We start from the raw sequence: 21,614 nt of genomic DNA, 5'->3' as shown, positions 1-21,614 counted from the left end.
AAAAGCCAAAAAAGACAATTATCAATCCATCAAATGCTCCAGTGCATTCCATATGCTCACTCTGTGGGTTAATGGTCATCATTAATGTACTTAGAGTAAGTATTAATTCTTTTGAACATGGTGCCATTTAAGGCTATAACTAATGCCATCATGACATAAGCCCTATACATAAGGTCGATAGATATGAGCACAAAATTAGAACAACTACGCGCACTAACTACTGTTGTTGCTGACACTGGTGATATCAAAGATATCAGCAAATACCAGCCTGAAGATGCTACAACAAATCCATCATTGATCTTAAAAGCGGCACAAATTGCTGAATACGCTCCTTTAATTGACCAATCTATTGCTTATGCAAAAGCACAAAGCAATGATAAAGCACAGCAAATCCAAGATACTTGCGACATGCTTGCAGTAAACATTGGTAAAGAAATCCTAAACGTTGTTCCTGGTCGTATCTCAACTGAAGTTGACGCACGTCTTTCTTTCGATACTGAAGGCAGCGTAATTAAAGCACGTCACCTAATCAAACTTTACAACGATGCTGGCATCAGCAACGATCGTATTTTGATTAAACTAGCGTCTACTTGGGAAGGTATTCGTGCAGCTGAGATTCTTGAAAAAGAAGGCATCAACTGTAACCTAACACTTCTATTCTCTTTCGCTCAAGCACGTGCATGTGCTGAAGCTGGCGTATTCCTAATTTCACCATTCGTTGGTCGTATTATGGATTGGTATAAAGCGAAAGAAGGCCGTAGTTTTGAAGCGCAAGAAGATCCAGGCGTTATCTCTGTAACTAATATCTACAACTACTACAAAGAACACGGTTACAATACAGTAGTTATGGGCGCAAGCTTCCGTAGCATTGGTGAGATTCTAGAGCTAGCAGGTTGTGACCGTCTAACTATCAGCCCACAACTTCTTCAAGAACTTGAAGATGCAACTGGTGTTGTTGAGCAGAAACTACTTCCAGCAACAGAGCTAAAAGCACGTCCTGCTGCTATGACTCACGCTGAATTCCTATGGGATCACAACCAAGAAGCAATGGCAGTTGAGAAACTAGCTGAAGGTATTCGTAACTTCGCAGTAGACCAAGGCAAACTAGAGACAATGATCGCAGATCGTCTTTAATCGCTAAGCACTATTTCAAAAAGCGGCTCCTAGAGCCGCTTTCTTAATTTAAATTTACTTAATATTTTGGTGGAAACACTATGGAACATAAAATGTTAGCTAACGCTATTCGTGCTCTAAGCATGGACGGCGTACAACAAGCAAATTCAGGTCACCCAGGCGCACCTATGGGTATGGCTGATATCGCAGAAGTTCTTTGGCGTGGTCATATGGACCATAACCCACAAGACCCTAAATGGGCAGATCGCGACCGTTTTGTATTATCAAACGGCCACGGCTCTATGCTTATTTACTCTCTACTTCACCTAACAGGTTATGACCTATCAATTGACGATCTTAAAAACTTCCGTCAACTGCATTCAAAAACACCAGGTCACCCAGAATACGGTTACGCACCAGGTGTTGAAACAACCACAGGTCCTCTAGGCCAAGGTATTACTAACGCTGTTGGTATGGCGCTTGCTGAAAAAGCAATGGCTGCACAATTCAACCGTGAAGGTCATGATATCGTAAACCACAACACTTACGCTTTCATGGGCGACGGTTGTATGATGGAAGGTATCTCTCACGAAGCATGTTCTCTAGCAGGTACGCTAGGTCTTGGTAAGCTAGTTGCTTTCTGGGATGACAACGGCATCTCTATCGATGGTGAAGTTGAAGGTTGGTTCGCTGACGATACAGCTATGCGCTTTGAAGCTTACGGCTGGCACGTAATTCGTAGCGTTGATGGCCACGATGCAGCAGCAATCAATGCCGCTATTGAAGAAGCAAAAGCTGAAACAGCTAAACCTACTTTGATCTGTTGTAAAACAATCATCGGTTTTGGTTCACCAAACAAGGCAGGTTCTCACGACTGTCACGGTGCTCCACTAGGCGCTGAAGAAATCAAAGCAGCACGTGAATTCCTTGGTTGGAACCACGGTCCTTTTGAAATTCCAGCAGACATCTATGCTGAGTGGGATGCAAAAGAAGCAGGTAAAGCAAAGCAAGCATCTTGGAACGAGAAGTTTGCAGCATACACAGCGGCATTCCCTGAGCTAGCGTCTGAGTTTACTCGTCGTATGAACGGTGGTCTACCTGCTAACTGGGAAGCTGAAACAAGCAAAGTTATTGCTGATCTGCAAGCAAACCCAGCTAACATTGCATCACGTAAAGCCTCTCAAAACGCACTTGAAGCATTTGGTAAACTATTACCTGAATTCATGGGCGGTTCTGCTGACCTAGCACCTTCAAACCTAACCATGTGGTCTGGTTCTAAGTCAATCACACCAACAGATGCTTCAGGCAACTACATTCACTACGGTGTTCGTGAATTTGGTATGACTGCAATCATCAACGGTATGGCACTACACGGTGGTTTCGTTCCTTACGGCGCAACATTCCTAATGTTCATGGAATACGCACGTAACGCACTACGCATGGCTGCTCTGATGAAAGTTCAGAACATTCAAGTGTACACACACGATTCAATTGGTCTAGGCGAAGATGGTCCAACTCACCAACCAGTTGAGCAAGTATCATCTCTACGTCTAACACCAAACATGAGCACATGGCGCCCATGTGACCAAGTTGAATCTGCTGTTTCTTGGAAATACGCGATTGAACGCAAAGATGGTCCAACATCTTTAATCTTCTCTCGTCAAAACCTAACTCAACAAGATCGTACTGCAGAGCAAGTAGCTAACATTGTTAAGGGTGGTTACATCCTTAAAGATTGTGCTGGTAAGCCAGAGCTAATCTTAATTGCAACAGGTTCTGAAGTGGGTATCGCAGCAGAAGCATACGCAGAGCTAACAGCCGCTGGTCGTCAAGTACGTCTAGTTTCTATGCCTGCTACTGACTTATTTGATAAGCAAGATGCTGCTTACCGTGAAAGCGTATTACCTGCAGATGTTACTGCTCGTATCGCTATTGAAGCAGGTATTGCTGACTTCTGGTACAAGTATGTAGGCCTTAACGGTCGCATCATCGGTATGACAACATTTGGTGAATCAGCGCCTGCTGAAGAGCTATTCAAAATGTTCGGCTTTACTGTTGAAAACATCGTTAACAATGCTAAAGAACTACTAGCATAAGTTAATAGTTAATAAGAACCGTATTTGTTGTTCTTAAATAACGAATCTAAAAATGGTCTAACAAATGTTAGGCCATTTTTTTATCTGTTTTTTATGACCTAAGTGTTACTTCATAAGTATTGCTTCATAATCATCCGCAAACAGTCATTATTTTCTCGTTATTTAAACGGAATCCACTCCCCAAAAAATAATTTCAACTAATATCCACAATAAATTTCACCTTGTTGAAAGACAAAAGGCTACTTACTGTATGATAAAAACTATCAAAAATTAACCCGACATTCATTTCTTAAGCATGATATTTTTAGAATTGAGTTCTTTATCACTATGATTACGAGCCTTTAGTAGTAGCACTCGGTGCTACTTTTTACATTCATTTTATAGGTGACTATTTAACATTTACTTCACCCTGTTCATCGGGTGGATAGAATATTTGACTATAAATCTCACTAATCATAATAAATAGCTATTACTTAATGTTAATACCTTTTAAAAACAAATAACTGCTTTGTTTACTCCACAAAAAAGCAATTATTATTAATAGCTATGTTTCCATTTTTATATACTAATATAATAATAAAACTCTATGTTTAATTAAATATCTACATAATGATTTTTGCTTCTTATACCCATTTTAAATATTCAGCAATTATCAAAAATAAAATATTTGATTATAAAAAAGTATATTGTTCAAATTTAAAATAAGCGTAAATTAAACCCCATAGACAGACACAAACTTATTATTAACGCTGTTTATTGAAGGATTAAGAATATGAGTCATAATAGCCAAGAACATCAAGGTTCTCAAAAAGGTCATCAACATACAGCTGAAGCTGAACATGTGAAGATGGAACGTCGTTACGGTGAAGAAGTAGAACACAAACATGACCGTGACCACCATGAAGTACGTGACCATGAAAAAAGCCACCCACACACTCAACATGGTGGCGATCCTGTAGGTCATAAACACTCAGAACAAACTCATGGCGACCGTCATGAACATGACGAACACCGTCATCACAAAACTAAAGAGCATGATCATAAAGAATCATCTCGTGAACATCACAAAACTTCAACTAAATAATTAATTATTTAAGTTTACGTTTTTATTCGTGATATTTTAAAAGCCGATTTAATAGTGGTAATAGTTTTATTATCCATTTAAATCGGCTTTTGTTTTTTATTTTAATACCAATGTTTTTTAAATAAAAATTTATTTTATATTTTATTTAATAAATACGGCGATATAAAGTCAAAAACCTCTTGCTCACACAAACCAACACTTACGTCAATTCCTGCCTGTTTTAACACATCAATACCTTTACCACTATTTCGTGGATCAGGATCAAGGGTAGCAACTACGACTCGCTTTATCCCTTTTTCAACCAAAGTATGTGCACAAGATGGTGTTCGACCAACAAACGAACAAGGTTCCAAAGTCACATAAGCGGTCACATCGTTAAGTGGCGATGCATAATTTGCTAATGCCATCGCTTCTGCATGATGACACCCCGGTGATTGCGTAAAACCTTCACTCACAATTTCCCCATCTCGCACTAACACACACCCAACAGGTGGGTTAGGACGACAAGCTGGTAATGCTTGATGTGATAATGCTAATGCACGCTGCATAAAGCTGATTTCTTGCGCTAAATCTGTCATAACAACTTCACTTTAATAATCACAGAGTATCTATTCTATACCGAAATCAGGCCAACCGTTATGTTGAAGCCATGAATGATAAATGAATCAATGACTCACCCTCAATTCAGGTGCCATAGGTTTAAATACCCGTTCTGAATAACATGAGGTTTTTCATGAAACGATTAATAATAACGTTAGCATTATCGCTAGCACTGCATTCATTCTCAGCATTAGCATCAATGCCAACCACCGCCACACAACCCCCGTTAACGACTCAACATATGATTGAGTATATAGATCATACTCATCAACTAACGGCTGCAGAAAAAATTCAAACCGACGTAGTAAGTTCAATCAATACTAATAACTACTTACAGATCAATTCCCATAAAGATCCGCATTTAGAACAACGAGAAGTTATACTGCGTCCTAAGAAAAAATACACCAGTCACTATCAAAGCCATAGTTAATATAAATAATCATTAAGATAATGAAATATTGTCTTTTTCTCTAAATACTCTATTCGCCCAGCTTAATATTGCATCAATCAACTGGGCGAAATTGCCTTTTCTGCATCTTTGACAGGTAAAATACCTTATACTCATCATTTATATGCTTTCTAGCTGTAATTGTTGAGAAATTAAGTAAAAAAATAGCGCCTACAGCATTAATTCATTTAGGGTTCAGAAAAGCTATGTTTTGATACCTATTCGCCAAATAAGCCAAGTGCCTGGCACTTATTAAAAATAAAAGAACTGACGAGTATTATGTTTACGTTTAAAACGACAGTACTAACTAATTTTGTAAACTATCGCCTTATTAGCCTTTTGGGGCTATCAATTATCACTACTGCTGCCGTATTATCAATTAACACCACATCATCAACACGCCATAATGAAATACAACTGCCTTTAATTACTAATCCTCAAGTTGTATTAAATACTCTAAAACCAGCCGCAGTGATCAAAAACATTATATTGCCACCTACTTATGAATATGAAGTAAAACAAGGCGATACACTGAGTGAAATTTTTTCTCGTTTAAATTTGCCACAATCAGATGTCAAAAACATCATGGCTGCAGATTTAAATAGCTTACAGATTGATAACCTACGTCCCAATGATATTTTACGATTTTGGGTAACAGACACAGATCATCGATTAAATAAACTCCAACTGCAATTTAATGTCGCGCATACGATTGACTATACACGAGATAAAAATAACGACTTTGATGTTAAAGAAGTGACCTTACCCGGAGTATGGCGTGAAAAAGTCATCAATGGTGATATTAGTGGAAGTTTTAGCCTTTCAGCGAGAAAAGCGGGTCTAAGTAACAGTGAGATCAGTGAAATCATTGCTATCTTTAAAGATAAGTTGAATTTTACACAAGACGTAAAAGCAGGTGATCGTTTTGAAGTTGTAAGTAAGGCCAAATATGTCAATGATCAAGCAAGTGGTGATACGGAACTTCAGGCAATTCGTATTTACACCAAAAAACACCAATATTCAGCTTATTTAAGCAGTGATGGTAATTTCTATGATCAAAATGGTGAAAGCTTACAGCGCGCATTTTTACGCTATCCAACAACGAAACGGTTCCGTATTAGTTCACAGTTTAACCCTTATCGTCGCCACCCAGTAACAGGACGTATTCAACCTCATAACGGGGTCGATTTTGCAGCCCCAACAGGAACACCGGTATTAGCGACCAGTGATGGTGTCGTAACTCGCGTGACAAATCACCCTTACGCTGGTCGTTATGTGGTAATCAAACACAGTGCTAATTACAGTACCCGTTATCTGCATAATAGCCGCATCTTGGTCAAAGTCGGTCAACGTGTAAAACGCGGTCAAAAAATCGCATTATCTGGTAGAACTGGACGTGTTACTGGCCCTCATATTCACTATGAATTGTTAGTACGTGGCAAACCTGTTAATCCATTAACAGCGAAGATTCCACTAGCCGCATCGGTTTCACATCAACAAAAGAAAGCCTTTGAGCTTGATGTGGTGCAATACAACCGTTTAATGCAGCAGCCATTGCCACCGAAAGAGAGTGAGATTCAAGTCGCGAGCAACGAACCAAAAGATTCGTAATTACCCTATAAAAGGCATTGTTGACCCACAGCAATGCCTTTATTAAACATCACTACAACAGATCCCTTTCACCTTAGATACACTCTGATACATTTATGTTACTTAAAATTCAATTAAACGTGATATTGTTCCTGTTTTAAAATGGATTTAATGATTATTCTCAGACTGTTATAACGCAGTGCCAATACGAAAACATTAATTAATCGTTATCTCTCAATAGCCCATATACAGGACGTATCTATGGCCACAAAAAATATCCCGTTTGAATTTGCAGATCTTATGGTTGAACCGGGAAGCCATGCCAATTGCGAACTTGAAATTGCTCGCCTATATACTCACTCCCCATTATCAGTCTCTGTTGATATTCTGCATGGAAAACATCCAGGCCCAGTATTACTGATCAATGCTGCTATTCATGGTGATGAGCTCAACGGTATTGAAGTTGTACGTCAAGTTATTGAAAAAATAGATTTATCAAAACTACACGGCACTATTATTGCGGTACCTGTCGTTAACGTGTTTGGCTTTATTCATAAATCACGTTATCTTCCAGATCGCCGAGATTTAAACCGTTGTTTTCCAGGCGCAGAACGCGGTTCCATCGCAGGCCGTATGGCGTATCAATACTTTAATCAAGTTGTACGCCGAGCTACTCATGTGGTTGATTTGCATACCGCCGCTATTTATCGTACAAACTTACCACAAATTCGTGCAAATCTTGATAACCCACAAGCAAAAGCAATGGCAATGGCATTTGGCTCTCCGGTAGTGGTTGACGCCAGCCTTCGTGAAGGCTCATTACGTGCCGCAGCCGAAGAATTTAATATTCCCGTGATCACCTTTGAAGCAGGTGAAGCACTTCGCCTTGATGCCCATGCCGTTGGTTCAGGTGTACAAGGTGTATTAAAAGTAATGCAGCACTTAGAAATGTTACGTACGAGCCGCAGTAAAAAAATAGTAGAGCCAATGGTGCCAAAGGCGACACGTTGGGTACGTGCTGATTCTGATGGCTTACTACGCTCACACGTTGCATTAGGTGAAAAAGTAGATAAAAACCAAGTTATTGCGACGATCAGCGATCCTGCTGGTAGCAATCAAATAACAGTGATTGCACCACAAGGTGGCATTGTCATTGGTCAGCAAACACTACCACTCGTGAACGAAGGTGATGCTATTTTCCACATTGCGTTTTTTGAAGAACCTGATGGCTTAGTAGAAGAGCAAGTTGAGTCTTATCTTTACGATGCGATTGAAGAGCTTGATGATGATTTAAAATGGGGCATGACCAGCTAATACATCATTATCATTAAAAGATGTCTATAAATAAAGTACAAACAAAAAGAGAAGCATTATTAGCTTCTCTTTTTTATGGTATTTATTTTGTAACTTACTGTTTATTTGCATGTTCGAAGTAATTGCTGATATTTTTCAGGTGTATCAATATCATGATAAATACCACTTGATGCATCTAACTGTAAATATTGCTCTTCACCTGTTTGCAATACTTGCTTCATTTTCGCCGTCGTCGGTAAAGCTAAAATTCGAGGAATTAACGCAGCATCAATTAAAACGGGATGCCCTGTTTGTTGCTTATTACCAGGAAACACTACGGCAGCATGACGCATTTGCGATAACAACGAAAATACCTGCGGATTGATACAAGGCATATCGGCATGAGTAATAAAAAACCATGAACTGGTTACCGCTGCAATTCCCTTTTGAATAGAGCTTAACATGCCTTGTTGATAATCAGGATTCACCACCACAAGAATATGTGGCTGATGTTGGTATTGCTGTACCAATTCATCGGCGCGATAACCGGCAACGACTATTACTTTTGAACAAAAGACCAAGGCGTGTTCAATAGCAATATCGAGTAGTGTACTGTCACGATAAGGTAGTATAGGTTTCCATGCCCCCATTCGTGATGACAGCCCCGCAGCCGGTATAACACAATCAACCATGGTGATAATGCCATGAATCACAGTCAATGCCGTTTTTTACTGCGATAACTTCTGCGATCACGGCAATGGCAATTTCAAACGGGGTCTTACTACCAATAGCAATCCCAATTGGCGCATGTAATCGTGCTAATTGTGACTGTGTATATTCACCAATTCGCATTAATCGTTCACGACGACGAGCACTGTTCGCATGTGAACCTAATGCACCAATATAAAACGCATTGGACTCTAATGCTCCCATCAATCCCATGTCATCAACACGAGGATCATGGGCAAGTGCTAACACTGCGGTATAAACATTGGTATAACGCTCAACAAAAGCATCCGCAGAGCACCATTCAACATCAATGCCCCCTTCTGCCGCTGTCCAACGCCAACTTTGACTGTAATTTTCACGAATGTCACACAATCTTACAGTAAATCCCGCTCTCACGGCTAACCGTGCAACCTCTTCACTGACTTGGCTTATACCCAATAATAGTAATTGCCAATGTTGCTGGTAATGCACCGTTAACCAGGGGGAAGGATATGGCGTAGTATCTGTACCACTGACAATATTACGTTGCTCTGTCTCAATATTAATAGCACGAATAAAGGCAGGCGTTTGTTCCGCTGCCGTTAACCAACTATCGACTAAATAACAATCATCAGGGTATAAATGTTCAATTAATAAAGAGATGTGACCACCACACGGCAGTTCATATTGGCTACCATTTGCGGCTAAATGGGTACCATAATCAAACACTTGTAGTGGTTTATCTAGCTCATGTTGTTGAATTAACTTCATAAAAGCATCTTCAATACACCCGCCGGATACCGATCCTGAGCGAATGTCACCATCAGTAGCAAATAAAGCGCCAACAGGACGAGGAGCCGATCCATAAGTGGACAAAATAGTACATAACCACACTGATTTCCCTTGGTGTAGCCATGTCTGACAATCTAATAATACGTGTTTATCTAAGGCATTCATAAGTCGTCTATCACTTTGTTTACTATAACAACAATACCGAAGTTAGCCTGCAATAATGCAGGCTAATCTTAAGCTTAATCGTTAGCTAATTGCTTTTTAACTGCCGCGACTTGCTTTGCGGTGGTCGTTGTTACTTGTGAAGAAAAACGTTTATGCAGATACGTTATCAAATCAGCCATTTGTTGGTCATTTAAGCTATTTTTATATCCAGGCATAGCATAATAAGTTTGATTCTGACTGTAACTTTGTCGCTCAATACCATTATTTAACACAGCTACCGTATTGAAAATATTACTGTTTGCAATAGTCGCATTATTTTCTAACGCAGGGGCCACATTTGGTGTCCCCTGACCATTTTGACCATGGCAACCAGAACACTTATCCATATAAATACGGTATCCTGGTAGTTTAATATCAAATTGTGATGTAACAAGTGACGTTAACTTAGGTTGTGCCACAGCCGATTGTGGTGGTTGTGTTTGATTCAATAAATAACTGGTTATTGCAGTAATATCATGATCGTCCAGTTGAGTTAGACTATGTTTCTCAACGATGAACATATCATTAAACGCAGTGCCTTTCGGTGATTGTCCTGTTTTTAAGAACTGGGCTAAATTATTAAATGTCCAATGTTCTTGAGCAAGATTTTTTGAGGTAATATTAGGCGCATTAAGATTATTAACTACCGCACCTTCTAGTGCGTGTTGTTGCTCCGTTGCCATCATAAAATTACGCGGAGTATGACACTCACCACAGTGGCCTAATCCTTGCACTAGATATTTACCACGATTCCATAATGGCGTTTTATCCGCGGTAGGTATAAAGGTCGGTTTATCAAACGCGATAAGATTCCAGACTTTTAATCCCATACGAATATTGAACGGGAAACCAATGCCATTTTCTCTATTCGGTTGAGTCGCAGGTTTGGTTTGCATGAAATACGCATATAACGCGTGCATATCGTGATCGTTAATGCGGTGATACGACGTATAAGGCATCGCAGGGTATAAATTACCTTTAGGTGCAACACCATTACGCACCGCATCAACAAATTGCTGATAACTATAATTACCAATACCGTGCTGTTTATCACTACTAATATTAGTTGAATATAAGGTGCCAAAAGGTGTGTCAAATGCACGCCCACCACCATAAACTTGACCACTATCAATAGTATGACAACCACTGCAATCACCCGCAGCCGCTAAGTATTTACCTTGCGCGATCAATTGTGCCATGTTTTCGGATAATGGCGCTTGTGTATCCGTTGATTCGGCTTGTGCATACACTGCGCCGCTACTTAATAATAAACCACAAATGGCACTGATTTTTAAACTCGGTTTCATTTGACTAACCCCGGCTGTGACAGTACTAAATCTCGCAAACCAACATAGTATTTATGGTAACCAGAACAACGGCAAATATGTTTTTTTAATGCGTTTTCAATCACATCTTCAACCTGTTCTTTATCGACAGGTTGCTTGGCTAATTGCTCAACTAATACGGTTGATTCATTAACAAAACCAGAAGTACACCAACCACATTGAAAAGAAAAATGATCCACAAATGTTTGCTGTACTGGGCTTAATGCTGTGATCTGCCCCATTAAATTACGTTTTGCGTGACCTTCGACGGTACGCAGTTTTTTGCCGTTAAAATTACCAACACCATTGATACAAGTACGTTCCGTATGCGAGCCACCATCGGCATCATCCACAATGATAGAGCAGGCGTGACAAACACCAATACCACAACCAAACTTAGTACCAGTTAACCCTTGATATTCATGAAGAAAATCAATCATTTTCACTGATTCGTCAACATCAACTGGACCGATAACATTACCGTTAATAGTCATTGTTACAGTGATCATGCGAGTGCTTCCTTAATATCATTTGCGGTTACAGGTAAGTGGTAAAAACGTTTATTAGTAATTTGGTAAAGTGCTTCAGTAACAGCCGCGACAATTGGAATCATCACCACTTCAGCAATACCTTTGCGCTGATCAGAGTTATTAAATGGCGGCAAAATAGTATGATTCATTTGCCATACACCCACATCTGTCGCTAATGGCACCTGATAACGATTGAGGTTCCAAGTACCATTACCTGGACCTTCTTCACCTGGTGGTAAGTATTCGTGCAATACATGCCCAATCCCCATCACCAAACCGCCTTCAATTTGACCTTCAACCAACTCTTTAACGATCACTTTACCTGCATCAAGCCAAGTTTGAGTGGCAACAATTTCAACTTTACCTGAGCCTTCTTCAACCGCTAATTCGACCAAGACTGCACAAGGGGCGTAATACACCACCATTGCATTATTTAAAACAGTCGCTGGATAGTTAACATTGCTACGATCTAATAAATGCCAGCCATCACTGGCCATTAATTTTTTCTTATTCGCATTAGCACCATGGCCATATTTCACTGCCATTGCATCTAATTGATACGTTTTTGTCTGTCCTTCAACAGTGAAATCTGCATCCACCCAGCCCCAACGGTTAAATGTATGCACCATTGCACCGGCCACTAAACCTTGCTGATGAACATGCCGTGCTAACATATCAAGAGGTAATGGCTCCATCCCTTTAGCACTTAACTTACCATCAACCCAAACAGCATCTTCCATTGCACCAAAATCTATCGCAGCCAGATCACCGCTGTAATACAACTTAGTCCAAATAGCTTTTGCCGCAGGCCATAATCCGTATTCAAAAATTACTTTCGCTGCATTTTCTGTTGCTTTAGATTGGAAATAAGCCGACGTTGATGCAGACGATGCATAAGGAATCGTTGGTGTCCAACGTGGATTTTGTTGCATTTTATCTTGGTAGGCTTGACTCATCGTAAATGGTGATTGAGTATTGATCATCTGTAACGGATCCCAACCATGCACTTCAGCAAGATTGACAGCGTCAGCAGGACGACCAAAATAACCAGCCAAAACAGCAGCTTGCGATGTTTGTACGCCAGTGCCGATTTCCACCGCAGAAATACCCATCACTAAACGACCGTTTTTATCCATTTCAATATAAGTTGAAGGTGCATCATCACCCGCACCATAATCTTTAGTACAAATGGCAAAACCCGTACCAAAGCGTTTATTTGGATATTTCGCTTCATAGGTTTTACGGCGTTGTTCACGCTGAGTCCACATTTCATGCTGCTGTGCTTGTTTTAATATTTCAGCATAATGTTCAGTGCTGGTTGGTACCGCACCTTGAGTATTCAATTGGCCCGTTTGGATCGTATTACGAAGTCTTAAATCAATCGGATCAATATTGAGCAATTGTGCAGCTTCATTAACCATCATTTCCATGGCAGACATTGTCTGTAACGTACCAAAACCACGCATAGAACCTGATGCGGGGTTTTCAGACACATTGGCAACAGCGGTAATATCATTTTTAGGGAAATAATAAATTGACTGCAATGCACTCGCGCCGACTTCAGCAACAACAGAGCTGAAGTTTTCACGTCCACCGCCATCAAGATCCATGTAACTCACAATCCCTTGAAATTTACCGGTTGTTTTATCAATCGCTAATTGATTGTGCATCTTAAAAGGATGACGTTTTAAACCTGATTGAAACTGTTGAAAGCGATCGTTTGCCATACGTACAGGATGTTTACTGTACATCGCAGCTAGTAAGCCGTAATAAGGCAAGATAGAGTGATCTTTACCACCAAAGCCACCACCAATAAACGGGGAATGCACAACCAAGTTCTTCACTTTGCCAGCAAGAGGACCATTGTTAAGCATCTTGGTTGCAAAACCAAAGAAGTTAGCTGGAGATTGCGAAGACGGAATGGTGTGCATGGTCTGAGTTTTAGGATCAAACCACCCATTAAAGCATTCTGGCTCTAAGAACATCGGATCAATAAATTGAGTCTGATAATTACGATCTAACACAAAATTATTATCATCTTTTAAGCTTGCTTTAATATCGTCAGCAACCGCCATTTGTTGCTCTAATGCTGTACCGAGATGATTGGGTTGTGGCCAAAATGGTTTATGATCAACATAATTAGGGAAATTAACACCATTTTTTAATGCGCTGTATTTGTCAGGCAATATACCTGCCGCATTACCTTGTTCACGAGTAATTCGCCACACGCCCCACGGATCTTTTTCTGCGGCAACTAACGGTTGTTGTTTACCATATTTAATAATTTCACTATTAAACTGCAATATACCTTTAGCGCGATGATAAGTGATAAAGTCATCAAAAATAAGTAGCATGACGGCTTGACCAATATAGTCAGGCATTGCACCTTCAGTAACCAACATATTAGTGCCATAAAATTGTGGTAATTCAATCTTATCTTTGGTTAATGTTGATCCAGTAACAATATTACTTGGCTGAGCATTTGCAGGTAATAAACTTAAATCAACACCTTGATAAATACGATCAGCACGATCGGCACGAATATAAAAAGCCCATGACTGCTCACTTGGCCAACCGTCAATATCGGTTGATCGTAAATCACGTCCATACACTTTTTCACCCGTCACTTTAGCAATAGCATCACTTCGAAAACGTACTTTAAAATCAGATTTCCAAGATGATGCTAATTCAGGAGCAACTAAACTATTACTCCCATCTAAATTAAGATTAAATCGGGCTAAAGCGGGGACTGTATAAACGCAGATACCAGCAATAATACCATGTTTAATAAAACTCCTTCGCGAAAGTTCCATTGACATGATTAACTCCTTTAACGTTCTCGTTATAATTTTTATATTATTTCAAATCTAAAATTCTATTTCCTGCTAAACCATTACTAATGGAATGGTCATTAACAAAAAATAAGAATAGCGAGTTAAAATTACTATTTACGCAAAATAGATATACCTAGTATTGCGTATTTTATACTTCCGCATCATATACACAACAATGAATTAAAACCAAAAATATGAATACTTATTTAAATTAAATAAAGACAACATAAAAACAACAACAAGGTTTACATTCGATAATTTTTTTTGCTAAACAGACAATAAATAAACTATTTTCACAACGGTAAAGAGATCTTTATTCAAAAAACAACAAGTTTCAAATTAATATTGATTTATAAGTTATCAAGTTAGTCTATTAAAGTATCGTCATTTTTATGACGCTCAAACCATATATAATAAAAAAGGATAGGTTATTAAACCTATCCTTTTTTTATCTAGTAACAAATTGATTAATTTTTATATCAATGACGGTATGATTCATAAAGGAACCAGACACGACGCTCTGTTTCATCAATCCAATTATCAATCATACTCACTGAAGAAAAATCATTACGTTCATCACATAAAATATGTGCGGCACGAAGTTCAGCGGCTAATTGTTTATTATCTTCACACAACTCAGCAAGCATATCTGCGGGCTCAACATAGTCAGCATCATTATCTAAAATGCGCTGCATACGAGCAATTTCACCAATTGAACGAATAGTACGACCACCAATTTTACGTGCACGTTCAGCAATATCATCAGTCATTGCAAATAACTGAGTACTTTGCTCATCTAACATTAAATGGTAATCGCGGAAATGCGCACCACTCATATGCCAATGAAAGTTTTTGGTTTTCATATAAATCGCAAACACATCAGCTAAAATTGCAGTTAATGCGCCACTGATCTCTTTAGTCGCGTCTACACATAGATCTGTAGGTGTGGCTAGAGGACGAATGAGATGTTGTTTAGCATCTTCAATTTGAACTTCATTCAAGATTGTAGTACTCATCGTCTTATCCTTAGTAATAATTTTGTGAACATCATTACTATAGGCTGTTTGATTTGTATGACAATAGTGAGTACCAGCAGATAAATGCAACCTAATTTTACTTTCTTCTCGATTAATAGTATTAGTTTTAATTCAGTATAATTATAAGCATTTCTATTTTTTTGAAATGATAATTAGATAAAATTTGCTTAAATATAGCCAGCTGTTTACCCTCTAAAAACAGACACCTCAATAATAATGATATAGGTAACACAATGGACAATTCATTTGGATACGCAATTGGTACTCCGGGAATAAAATGGAGCGCCACAGAAAAAGCTGCATGGTTAGCACAAACCACCATTAAACGTAGTTACCTTGAGCAAGTTGTTTCCCACATTCATACTTTAAGTGAAAAATTCGATGTTGAGCAATATGGTGCACTGTCTTACTCACCTGAAAAATATCCACTATTTGTCATTAAGACTCGCCATTGGGATAACGCAAAACCAACGATCTTAATCACGGGGGGTATTCATGGTTATGAAACTAGTGGTGTCCATGGTGCATTAACGTTCTTGGCACAAAAAGCACAACAATACAGTACTGATTTTAATATTATGGTCGTGCCTTGTGTAAGCCCATGGGGATATGAAACGATCAATCGTTGGAATCCTAATGCAGTCGATCCAAACCGCTCATTTTATGCAAATAGCCCAGCAGAAGAATCTGCCGCATTAATGAAGCTCGTTCAAGCCCAGCATACACATTTTCTCGCTCACCTTGATTTGCATGAAACCACTGATAGTGATGAAAGTGAATTTAGACCAGCGCTTGCCGCACGTGATGGTAAAGAATATATCGCCGATATTGTACCTGACGGTTTTTATGGCGTCGGCGATACTGAAAACCCACAACATGACTTTCAAAAAGCCATTATTGATTCAGTGCGCCATGTTACTCACATTGCCCCCGCTGACAATGATGGTAATATTATTGGAGAGCCAATTACCCAAGAAGGTGTGATTAATTATCCACTAAAAGCATTAGGTTTATGTGCTAGCGTAACTGACGCTTTGTATACTTCAACGACTGAAGTTTATCCAGATAGCCCTCGTGTTACAGATCAAGAGTGTAATATGGCCCAAGTAGCGGCCATTATTGGTGCTCTTGAATATTTAAAACACCACCAGTCGTAAGCTCTTTTTTATCCACTCTAAAACGCGCTATACTGATTATTTAGTGTAGCGCGAAGGTTTTTATTATGTGCACTTACTTCAATACGATGGATTCCCCCATTGGATGCTTAACACTGTACGCTACTGACCATGCGTTAACAGCTATCCTCTATCAAGATCAAACACCGCAACCTGAAACAGCAACCTATATGCCACAACACCCATTATTAGTTGAATGTGAACAACAATTACAACAGTATTTCACAGGGACTCGCCAACAATTTGATTTACCATTGGCACCTAAAGGCACTGATTTTCAGCAACGTGTGTGGCAATCGTTATGCACAATCCCATATGGTGTGTGCTGGAGTTACCAGCAACTCGCTATCTCAATTGGTAATATTAAAGCATGCCAAGCTGTTGGAATGGCAAACAGTAAAAACCCGTTATCCATTGTCATTCCATGCCACCGCGTTATTGGTAAAAACGGTACATTAACTGGCTATGCTGGTGGATTAGATAAAAAACAAACACTGTTGGCTTTAGAGCAAGAGCACGCCTAATTCCAACCGATAATCCAAGTTTGGTCATTTTTTAAATCATGCCAATCAATATCATACAGTTTATTTGTCATTACAGCTTGAATAACACATTTTTCTACTTGCTGATTTTCATTAAATAATACTGTAACTATCTCAAAATGTTTTTCTTTATTATCTACAACCACTTTCGTCCATTTGCTATGAAGTAACGCTTTGGGATTCACTGGATTCGTCATCATTAATTTCCTGACTGAACATTCGTTACTACCCTAACATGCTCACGCTGTAACATACATGCTTGCTCACGTAAAATCTCCGTCAAGGAATCTAGCCGTTGAACCACTATTGATGCCTGATCAGTAAAAGGCAAATCGTCACCATTAGTCACTAAACATGATGGCATATTTGCGCGAAAAGCAGCTTGTAAATCATAAATATAATCACCAACATAGAGTATATTTTGTGGTGCAAGTTGCCACTGTTGAGTAATATCAAGTAAGGCATCTGGTGCGGGTTTTGGTGGAAAATCTTCACGTGAAACAATACGATCAAATTGCAATTGATGGTGCTCTATCTTCAGTTTTGCCGCTTGAATACAGTTACGTGTGACCACTGCGGTAGGTATATTTTGCTGACGAAGATAAGATAGTAAAGCGTGACAGCCGGGCATAATAGATGACTGACGAGCATCTATAATTTCATGTTCGATGACTTTATCTTCGAGCTGCTTACGGTGAGTTGCATCGGGAATATCAGCAATATATTGCAATAGATCGATATCTGCTGCGCAGCATAATTGTTGGCGTAACCAATCAAAATCTAATGCTGAACTTACAAGTGTGTTATCTAAATCAAAAATAACACCACTGATCATATTGTAAGGGATTGGGGTATACATGCCATTCTCCATCATCAATAACGCAATAATAACAGTGTATGAACATATGCACTTGGTGGCAATTATTGACCTTTAATTCAGCGAGTATGATCACGTCTTATGTTATACCTCAAGCTACTTAATAAAACAGTAGCTTGAGATTAAGGTTAAAATCGAATCAATCAATAATACTCACCTTCGATTGCTCATAACGTAACAGATACACTTTTGCTTGTGGTTTGCCCGTGCCATTTTCTCCCCCCACCATCAGGACCCCTGCTGGAGTAGAAAAAGATGCACCATAGGCTAACCCTTGTGGCAATTTCGTGGACGCTAACGCCCATTTACCACCACGGTAAGTATAAATATCCTCACTCCAATGTTTACTTAAACCATCATGAGCAAACCAATCACCTTGATCAGCTTTTGCTCTTGCACCAATAAAATTAGCGCCACCAGCAACAATTAATGAACCTTGATTTATTCCTGCATAAGCGCCAGCAACACCTTCTTGTAATTGACCATTAGCAGCATCAGGTAAAGGTGCTAATGATTGCCAATTAACGTCATCCCCTTTAATGGTCACTGTTTTCACTATTGGTGTGCGTAAACCGGGTTTAATCTCACCACTGATTAGAGTAATGCGATCTTTATCCCCAACCAATGCTGCCCCACAATTTGCTAAATACGGACTGTTGCCTTTTGTCGACCAAGTATTGCTATCGGTATGGTAAATCTGAATAGCTTGATTCCAATGATAAGATTCAGGTGCGCGATCCATAAAATCAGTGACAGTTTGTTGCCATTTTTGGGGTTCGGCTTGTTTATCAATGGCAGTAATAGCACTCAAATATTGATCAAATTGCGGCTTATTATAACCACCAAAAATAGCAATTTCGGTTTGATTAAGAGGATAAGCCGCCGCTCCTAACAGACCCACTGGTGTTTGTGTATTTTGCTTACTCCAAGTGTTATTTTGAATATCGTAAACATAGACGCTATCAAAAATAATGGGAGATTTATCGGTTACCGCAGCTTTACCCGAGCCTGAAAAAATATAAATTTTTCCATTAACCGCCGCCGCCGTTGCTTGATCGGTTATCGGGCCAATAAAATCAGCTAATTTTTGCCACTGAGGCTGACGACTTGCTGTGTCCATCATATAAAATGACTGACCAGCAGTGCCTAGGCCAACATAAACAATATTATCAGCTTGCGCACTAATGCCATTTTTGATCGGTTGCGGTAAATCCGGCCACAATTGTTGTGCAGTAACGCTAGTAGATAAAGACAATAAAGCACACACCATTGCGAATCGAGTACATGATTTTTTCATAACATCTCCCATCAATGCTAATCATCAATACAATCACATCAAGTAGCTACTCACACAAACATTGTTGATGAATTTTAATCACCACTTTTTTAATCATCATTGGGGTCGTAATAACGCACCCTGGTTTATGTGGTTGCTGTGGAAAAATGGCTAAAAACATACCCGGCTTTAATAATAAAGAACTGGTATTTGGCATGGTTTCAACTAACGCAAAATCATTGTCATGATCATAATCAGTTGCAGGAATGCAGTCAGTTAAATTGAGTGACACATCTATACGTTCTTCACCACTGATTAAGTATTGAAAATCAATATATTGTTGATGAACCTCTCCTTGTTTAGCTGCCGCAGCTTGAGTTTCAAAACTCATCACATTAGCAAAAATACGATCACCATCTATCTCATAGCGGCCATTCTCTAACTGTGCTAGATCTTGTGTATTTATAAAATTTATCGCTTGTTGAAAAGCCGCAGGCAATGCATGTAACGGCTGTTTAATTTCACCAAAAATCATTTTCTTATCCTTTTATAAATAAAAAGCGGAAAAGCATCCGCTTCTCCGCTTTGTTTTAAGTTTATTATTCAGTCACTATATTCAGTTCTTCAGCTGACTTACTTTTAAATAATGGGGCCGTGATAAAGCCCACGATGACCACCATTAAAGTACCAATCACACCATAGAAGAAGAAGTTCAGGTCAGTAAAGCCACGTACAATTAACACAGCAACAACCGCAGCAATCACACCACATAATGCACTACCCGCATTAGCGCGGCGAACAAAGATGCCCAACATAAACAGACCAGTCATAGGACCGCCCATTAAACCGATTAAACTATTAAATGCATCCCATATTTGACTTTCATTACTTTTAATTAAATAAACAGAAGCAGCAACACCTAAAATACCAGCAATAATCGTTACAACTCTTGCCATGTTAAAGCTCTGCTGCATATTTTTTTCTTCGCCAAACCGGTTATAGATATCTACAGTGTAACAAGCAGAAATACTATTTAAACTGCTTGAAATACTTGATTGAGAAGCTGCAAAAATAGCCGCAATAATTAACCCTGCAATACCCGCAGGCATTTGAGAAATCACGTAAAACGGTAGAATACCTCCTGTATTAAAATTCTCAGGTATCAATTGTGAATTTTGACTATAAAAAGCATATAGCGCAGAACCAATAGCAAAGAAGAAAATAGGCACACAAGCAACTAACTTAGCATTAGTGATCAAGGTCTTTTTCGTTTCTTCAATAGAATCAGTCACAATGTAGCGTTGTACTACATCTTGGCTCGCAGTAAATTGCTGTAAACTAGCAAATAAGAAACCTATAATTAATACAGGTAAGGTACTTTCAGTCCAACTCCATTCAAAACTTGAACTTGGGAAATATTTATCTTGTTCAGCACTTAAACGGAATACCTCAGTCACACCGCCATCAACATGAAAACAAATAGTAACAAAAATGACAACTGCAGCGACGGACAGCATAATACCTTGAATCACATCCGTCCAAATAACCCCTTCAATACCGCCAAGGAAGGTATAAACAATACATAACACACCGATTAAAAATACGATCGTCAGAGGATCAATATGTACAAATGGCATTAATGCAAGTGCGGTTAAATAGGTAATAATCGCAATGCGCCCAATATGAAATAACATGAATGACATACTGGCAAACAAGCGCATCTTAATATCAAAGCGACGTTCTAAATATTCATATACTGAGGTTAAATTGAGTTTTCTAAAAAAGGGAATATAGAAATAGAACACTAACGGCAGAATAAGAATAGCCACATATTGGCCAACAAGGAAAGTCCAATCCGAAGTGTAAGCCTTGGCAGGAATAGACATAAAAGTAATCGAGCTTAATGTGGTTGCAAATACACTAATTCCCGCCGCCCAACCTGGTATTCGGCCTCCAGCTTTAAAATAATCATCTGCTGATTTCTGACGGCGAGCAAAATAAACACCAACCAACATGACACCAATTAAATACGCGAACAATACGATGTAATTGATCGTACCAAATGCTTGAATTTCCATATAAGCCTCACC

At 39.1% G+C, this 21,614-nt stretch carries 20 protein-coding genes; 8 read left to right on the top strand and 12 right to left on the bottom strand.

Features of this window, described 5'->3' with window-relative positions; genetic code table 11:
* Positions 1-183: 183 nt before the first annotated feature.
* From tal to ACJZU6_RS17010, 3 genes are all read left to right on the top strand, one after another.
* Positions 184-1,134: a transaldolase gene (tal, locus tag ACJZU6_RS17020; RefSeq protein WP_080156371.1), complete on the top strand. Its 951-nt coding sequence runs from the start codon at positions 184-186 to the stop codon at positions 1,132-1,134.
* 80 nt (positions 1,135-1,214) lie between these two features.
* Positions 1,215-3,209, top strand: coding sequence for a transketolase (gene tkt / locus ACJZU6_RS17015; protein ID WP_080156372.1), 1,995 nt, complete (start codon positions 1,215-1,217; stop codon positions 3,207-3,209).
* A gap of 772 nt (positions 3,210-3,981) precedes the next feature.
* Positions 3,982-4,293, top strand: a complete 312-nt coding sequence (locus tag ACJZU6_RS17010) for a cation diffusion facilitator family transporter (RefSeq protein WP_408901476.1) — start codon at positions 3,982-3,984, stop codon at positions 4,291-4,293.
* Between the two features lie 134 nt (positions 4,294-4,427).
* Here ACJZU6_RS17010 and ACJZU6_RS17005 read toward each other — a convergent pair whose 3' ends face one another.
* Positions 4,428-4,871, bottom strand: coding sequence for a bifunctional diaminohydroxyphosphoribosylaminopyrimidine deaminase/5-amino-6-(5-phosphoribosylamino)uracil reductase RibD (locus ACJZU6_RS17005; RefSeq protein ID WP_107276638.1), 444 nt, complete (start codon positions 4,869-4,871; stop codon positions 4,428-4,430).
* A gap of 155 nt (positions 4,872-5,026) precedes the next feature.
* On the opposite strand from ACJZU6_RS17005, the gene ACJZU6_RS17000 reads away from it, so the two are divergent.
* The 3 genes from ACJZU6_RS17000 (at position 5,027) to ACJZU6_RS16990 (ending at position 8,245) form a co-directional block, all read left to right on the top strand.
* On the top strand, positions 5,027-5,323 hold the full coding sequence (locus tag ACJZU6_RS17000; protein ID WP_408901475.1) for a hypothetical protein: 297 nt from the start codon (positions 5,027-5,029) through the stop codon (positions 5,321-5,323).
* A gap of 297 nt (positions 5,324-5,620) precedes the next feature.
* The gene (locus ACJZU6_RS16995; protein ID WP_408901474.1) at positions 5,621-6,952 is read left to right on the top strand and encodes a peptidoglycan DD-metalloendopeptidase family protein; all 1,332 of its coding nucleotides are present in this window, start codon (positions 5,621-5,623) and stop codon (positions 6,950-6,952) included.
* A 240-nt stretch (positions 6,953-7,192) separates the two neighbouring features.
* On the top strand, positions 7,193-8,245 hold the full coding sequence (locus tag ACJZU6_RS16990) for a succinylglutamate desuccinylase/aspartoacylase family protein (protein ID WP_080156377.1): 1,053 nt from the start codon (positions 7,193-7,195) through the stop codon (positions 8,243-8,245).
* A gap of 101 nt (positions 8,246-8,346) precedes the next feature.
* On the opposite strand, the gene ACJZU6_RS16985 is transcribed toward ACJZU6_RS16990, so the two are convergent.
* The 6 genes from ACJZU6_RS16985 to ACJZU6_RS16960 all read right to left on the bottom strand — a co-directional run bounded on the left by ACJZU6_RS16985 (position 8,347) and on the right by ACJZU6_RS16960 (position 15,633).
* Positions 8,347-8,916 (bottom strand): NTP transferase domain-containing protein, encoded by a 570-nt coding sequence (locus ACJZU6_RS16985; protein WP_408901473.1) that lies wholly within the window; start codon positions 8,914-8,916, stop codon positions 8,347-8,349.
* The gene (locus ACJZU6_RS16980) at positions 8,909-9,889 is read right to left on the bottom strand and encodes an XdhC family protein (RefSeq protein ID WP_408901472.1); all 981 of its coding nucleotides are present in this window, start codon (positions 9,887-9,889) and stop codon (positions 8,909-8,911) included. The genes ACJZU6_RS16985 and ACJZU6_RS16980 overlap by 8 nt, the downstream gene beginning before the upstream one ends.
* Before the next feature lie 74 nt (positions 9,890-9,963).
* Positions 9,964-11,235, bottom strand: a complete 1,272-nt coding sequence (locus ACJZU6_RS16975; RefSeq protein ID WP_408901471.1) for a c-type cytochrome — start codon at positions 11,233-11,235, stop codon at positions 9,964-9,966.
* A complete protein-coding gene (locus tag ACJZU6_RS16970) occupies positions 11,232-11,762 on the bottom strand; it encodes a (2Fe-2S)-binding protein (protein ID WP_408901470.1) in 531 nt (176 codons plus the stop codon). The genes ACJZU6_RS16975 and ACJZU6_RS16970 overlap by 4 nt, the downstream gene beginning before the upstream one ends.
* Entirely contained in the window at positions 11,759-14,602 is a 2,844-nt protein-coding gene (locus ACJZU6_RS16965; protein WP_408901469.1) for a xanthine dehydrogenase family protein molybdopterin-binding subunit, read from the bottom strand. Before ACJZU6_RS16965 ends, ACJZU6_RS16970 begins: the two co-directional genes overlap by 4 nt.
* Positions 14,603-15,096: 494 nt before the next feature.
* Positions 15,097-15,633, bottom strand: coding sequence for a Dps family protein (locus tag ACJZU6_RS16960; RefSeq protein ID WP_408901468.1), 537 nt, complete (start codon positions 15,631-15,633; stop codon positions 15,097-15,099).
* A gap of 254 nt (positions 15,634-15,887) precedes the next feature.
* Between ACJZU6_RS16960 and ACJZU6_RS16955 the strand changes: the two genes are divergently transcribed.
* Positions 15,888-16,811, top strand: a complete 924-nt coding sequence (locus ACJZU6_RS16955) for a M14 family metallocarboxypeptidase (protein WP_107276644.1) — start codon at positions 15,888-15,890, stop codon at positions 16,809-16,811.
* A gap of 65 nt (positions 16,812-16,876) precedes the next feature.
* The gene (locus tag ACJZU6_RS16950) at positions 16,877-17,353 is read left to right on the top strand and encodes a methylated-DNA--[protein]-cysteine S-methyltransferase (protein ID WP_080156385.1); all 477 of its coding nucleotides are present in this window, start codon (positions 16,877-16,879) and stop codon (positions 17,351-17,353) included.
* On the opposite strand, the gene ACJZU6_RS16945 is transcribed toward ACJZU6_RS16950, so the two are convergent.
* The 5 genes from ACJZU6_RS16945 to ACJZU6_RS16925 all read right to left on the bottom strand — a co-directional run bounded on the left by ACJZU6_RS16945 (position 17,350) and on the right by ACJZU6_RS16925 (position 21,602).
* Complete coding sequence (locus ACJZU6_RS16945; protein WP_235865806.1) at positions 17,350-17,571, bottom strand: TIGR02450 family Trp-rich protein; 222 nt, start codon at positions 17,569-17,571, stop codon at positions 17,350-17,352. The two genes, ACJZU6_RS16950 and ACJZU6_RS16945, sit on opposite strands and share 4 nt — an antisense overlap.
* Positions 17,571-18,230, bottom strand: coding sequence for an HAD family hydrolase (locus ACJZU6_RS16940; RefSeq protein WP_080156387.1), 660 nt, complete (start codon positions 18,228-18,230; stop codon positions 17,571-17,573). The genes ACJZU6_RS16945 and ACJZU6_RS16940 overlap by 1 nt, the downstream gene beginning before the upstream one ends.
* 157 nt (positions 18,231-18,387) lie before the next feature.
* Entirely contained in the window at positions 18,388-19,545 is a 1,158-nt protein-coding gene (locus ACJZU6_RS16935; protein ID WP_080156388.1) for an N-acetylneuraminate epimerase, read from the bottom strand.
* Positions 19,546-19,591: 46 nt separating this feature from the next.
* On the bottom strand, positions 19,592-20,059 hold the full coding sequence (gene nanQ, locus ACJZU6_RS16930) for an N-acetylneuraminate anomerase (RefSeq protein WP_080156389.1): 468 nt from the start codon (positions 20,057-20,059) through the stop codon (positions 19,592-19,594).
* Between the two features lie 64 nt (positions 20,060-20,123).
* Positions 20,124-21,602, bottom strand: a complete 1,479-nt coding sequence (locus ACJZU6_RS16925; RefSeq protein WP_080156390.1) for a sodium:solute symporter — start codon at positions 21,600-21,602, stop codon at positions 20,124-20,126.
* Positions 21,603-21,614: the final 12 nt, after the last annotated feature.

The sequence above is a fragment of the Photobacterium piscicola genome, from assembly GCF_046058925.1.
GTDB lineage: Bacteria > Pseudomonadota > Gammaproteobacteria > Enterobacterales > Vibrionaceae > Photobacterium > Photobacterium piscicola.
The sequence above is the reverse complement of the archived record's forward strand: the minus strand, read 5'-3'. Positions and strand labels throughout refer to the sequence as shown.

Excerpts from the sequence above, each read along its gene's own strand:
- tal (WP_080156371.1), top strand. The coding sequence starts at position 184 with ATGAGCACAAAATTAGAACAACTACGCGCACTAACTACTGTTGTTGCT.
- tkt (WP_080156372.1), top strand. The coding sequence starts at position 1,215 with ATGGAACATAAAATGTTAGCTAACGCTATTCGTGCTCTAAGCATGGAC.
- ACJZU6_RS17010 (WP_408901476.1), top strand. The coding sequence starts at position 3,982 with ATGAGTCATAATAGCCAAGAACATCAAGGTTCTCAAAAAGGTCATCAA.
- ACJZU6_RS17005 (WP_107276638.1), bottom strand. The coding sequence starts at position 4,871 with ATGACAGATTTAGCGCAAGAAATCAGCTTTATGCAGCGTGCATTAGCA.
- ACJZU6_RS17000 (WP_408901475.1), top strand. The coding sequence starts at position 5,027 with ATGAAACGATTAATAATAACGTTAGCATTATCGCTAGCACTGCATTCA.
- ACJZU6_RS16995 (WP_408901474.1), top strand. The coding sequence starts at position 5,621 with ATGTTTACGTTTAAAACGACAGTACTAACTAATTTTGTAAACTATCGC.
- ACJZU6_RS16990 (WP_080156377.1), top strand. The coding sequence starts at position 7,193 with ATGGCCACAAAAAATATCCCGTTTGAATTTGCAGATCTTATGGTTGAA.
- ACJZU6_RS16985 (WP_408901473.1), bottom strand. The coding sequence starts at position 8,916 with ATGGTTGATTGTGTTATACCGGCTGCGGGGCTGTCATCACGAATGGGG.
- ACJZU6_RS16980 (WP_408901472.1), bottom strand. The coding sequence starts at position 9,889 with ATGAATGCCTTAGATAAACACGTATTATTAGATTGTCAGACATGGCTA.
- ACJZU6_RS16975 (WP_408901471.1), bottom strand. The coding sequence starts at position 11,235 with ATGAAACCGAGTTTAAAAATCAGTGCCATTTGTGGTTTATTATTAAGT.
- ACJZU6_RS16970 (WP_408901470.1), bottom strand. The coding sequence starts at position 11,762 with ATGATCACTGTAACAATGACTATTAACGGTAATGTTATCGGTCCAGTT.
- ACJZU6_RS16965 (WP_408901469.1), bottom strand. The coding sequence starts at position 14,602 with ATGTCAATGGAACTTTCGCGAAGGAGTTTTATTAAACATGGTATTATT.
- ACJZU6_RS16960 (WP_408901468.1), bottom strand. The coding sequence starts at position 15,633 with ATGAGTACTACAATCTTGAATGAAGTTCAAATTGAAGATGCTAAACAA.
- ACJZU6_RS16955 (WP_107276644.1), top strand. The coding sequence starts at position 15,888 with ATGGACAATTCATTTGGATACGCAATTGGTACTCCGGGAATAAAATGG.
- ACJZU6_RS16950 (WP_080156385.1), top strand. The coding sequence starts at position 16,877 with ATGTGCACTTACTTCAATACGATGGATTCCCCCATTGGATGCTTAACA.
- ACJZU6_RS16945 (WP_235865806.1), bottom strand. The coding sequence starts at position 17,571 with ATGATGACGAATCCAGTGAATCCCAAAGCGTTACTTCATAGCAAATGG.
- ACJZU6_RS16940 (WP_080156387.1), bottom strand. The coding sequence starts at position 18,230 with ATGTATACCCCAATCCCTTACAATATGATCAGTGGTGTTATTTTTGAT.
- ACJZU6_RS16935 (WP_080156388.1), bottom strand. The coding sequence starts at position 19,545 with ATGAAAAAATCATGTACTCGATTCGCAATGGTGTGTGCTTTATTGTCT.
- nanQ (WP_080156389.1), bottom strand. The coding sequence starts at position 20,059 with ATGATTTTTGGTGAAATTAAACAGCCGTTACATGCATTGCCTGCGGCT.
- ACJZU6_RS16925 (WP_080156390.1), bottom strand. The coding sequence starts at position 21,602 with ATGGAAATTCAAGCATTTGGTACGATCAATTACATCGTATTGTTCGCG.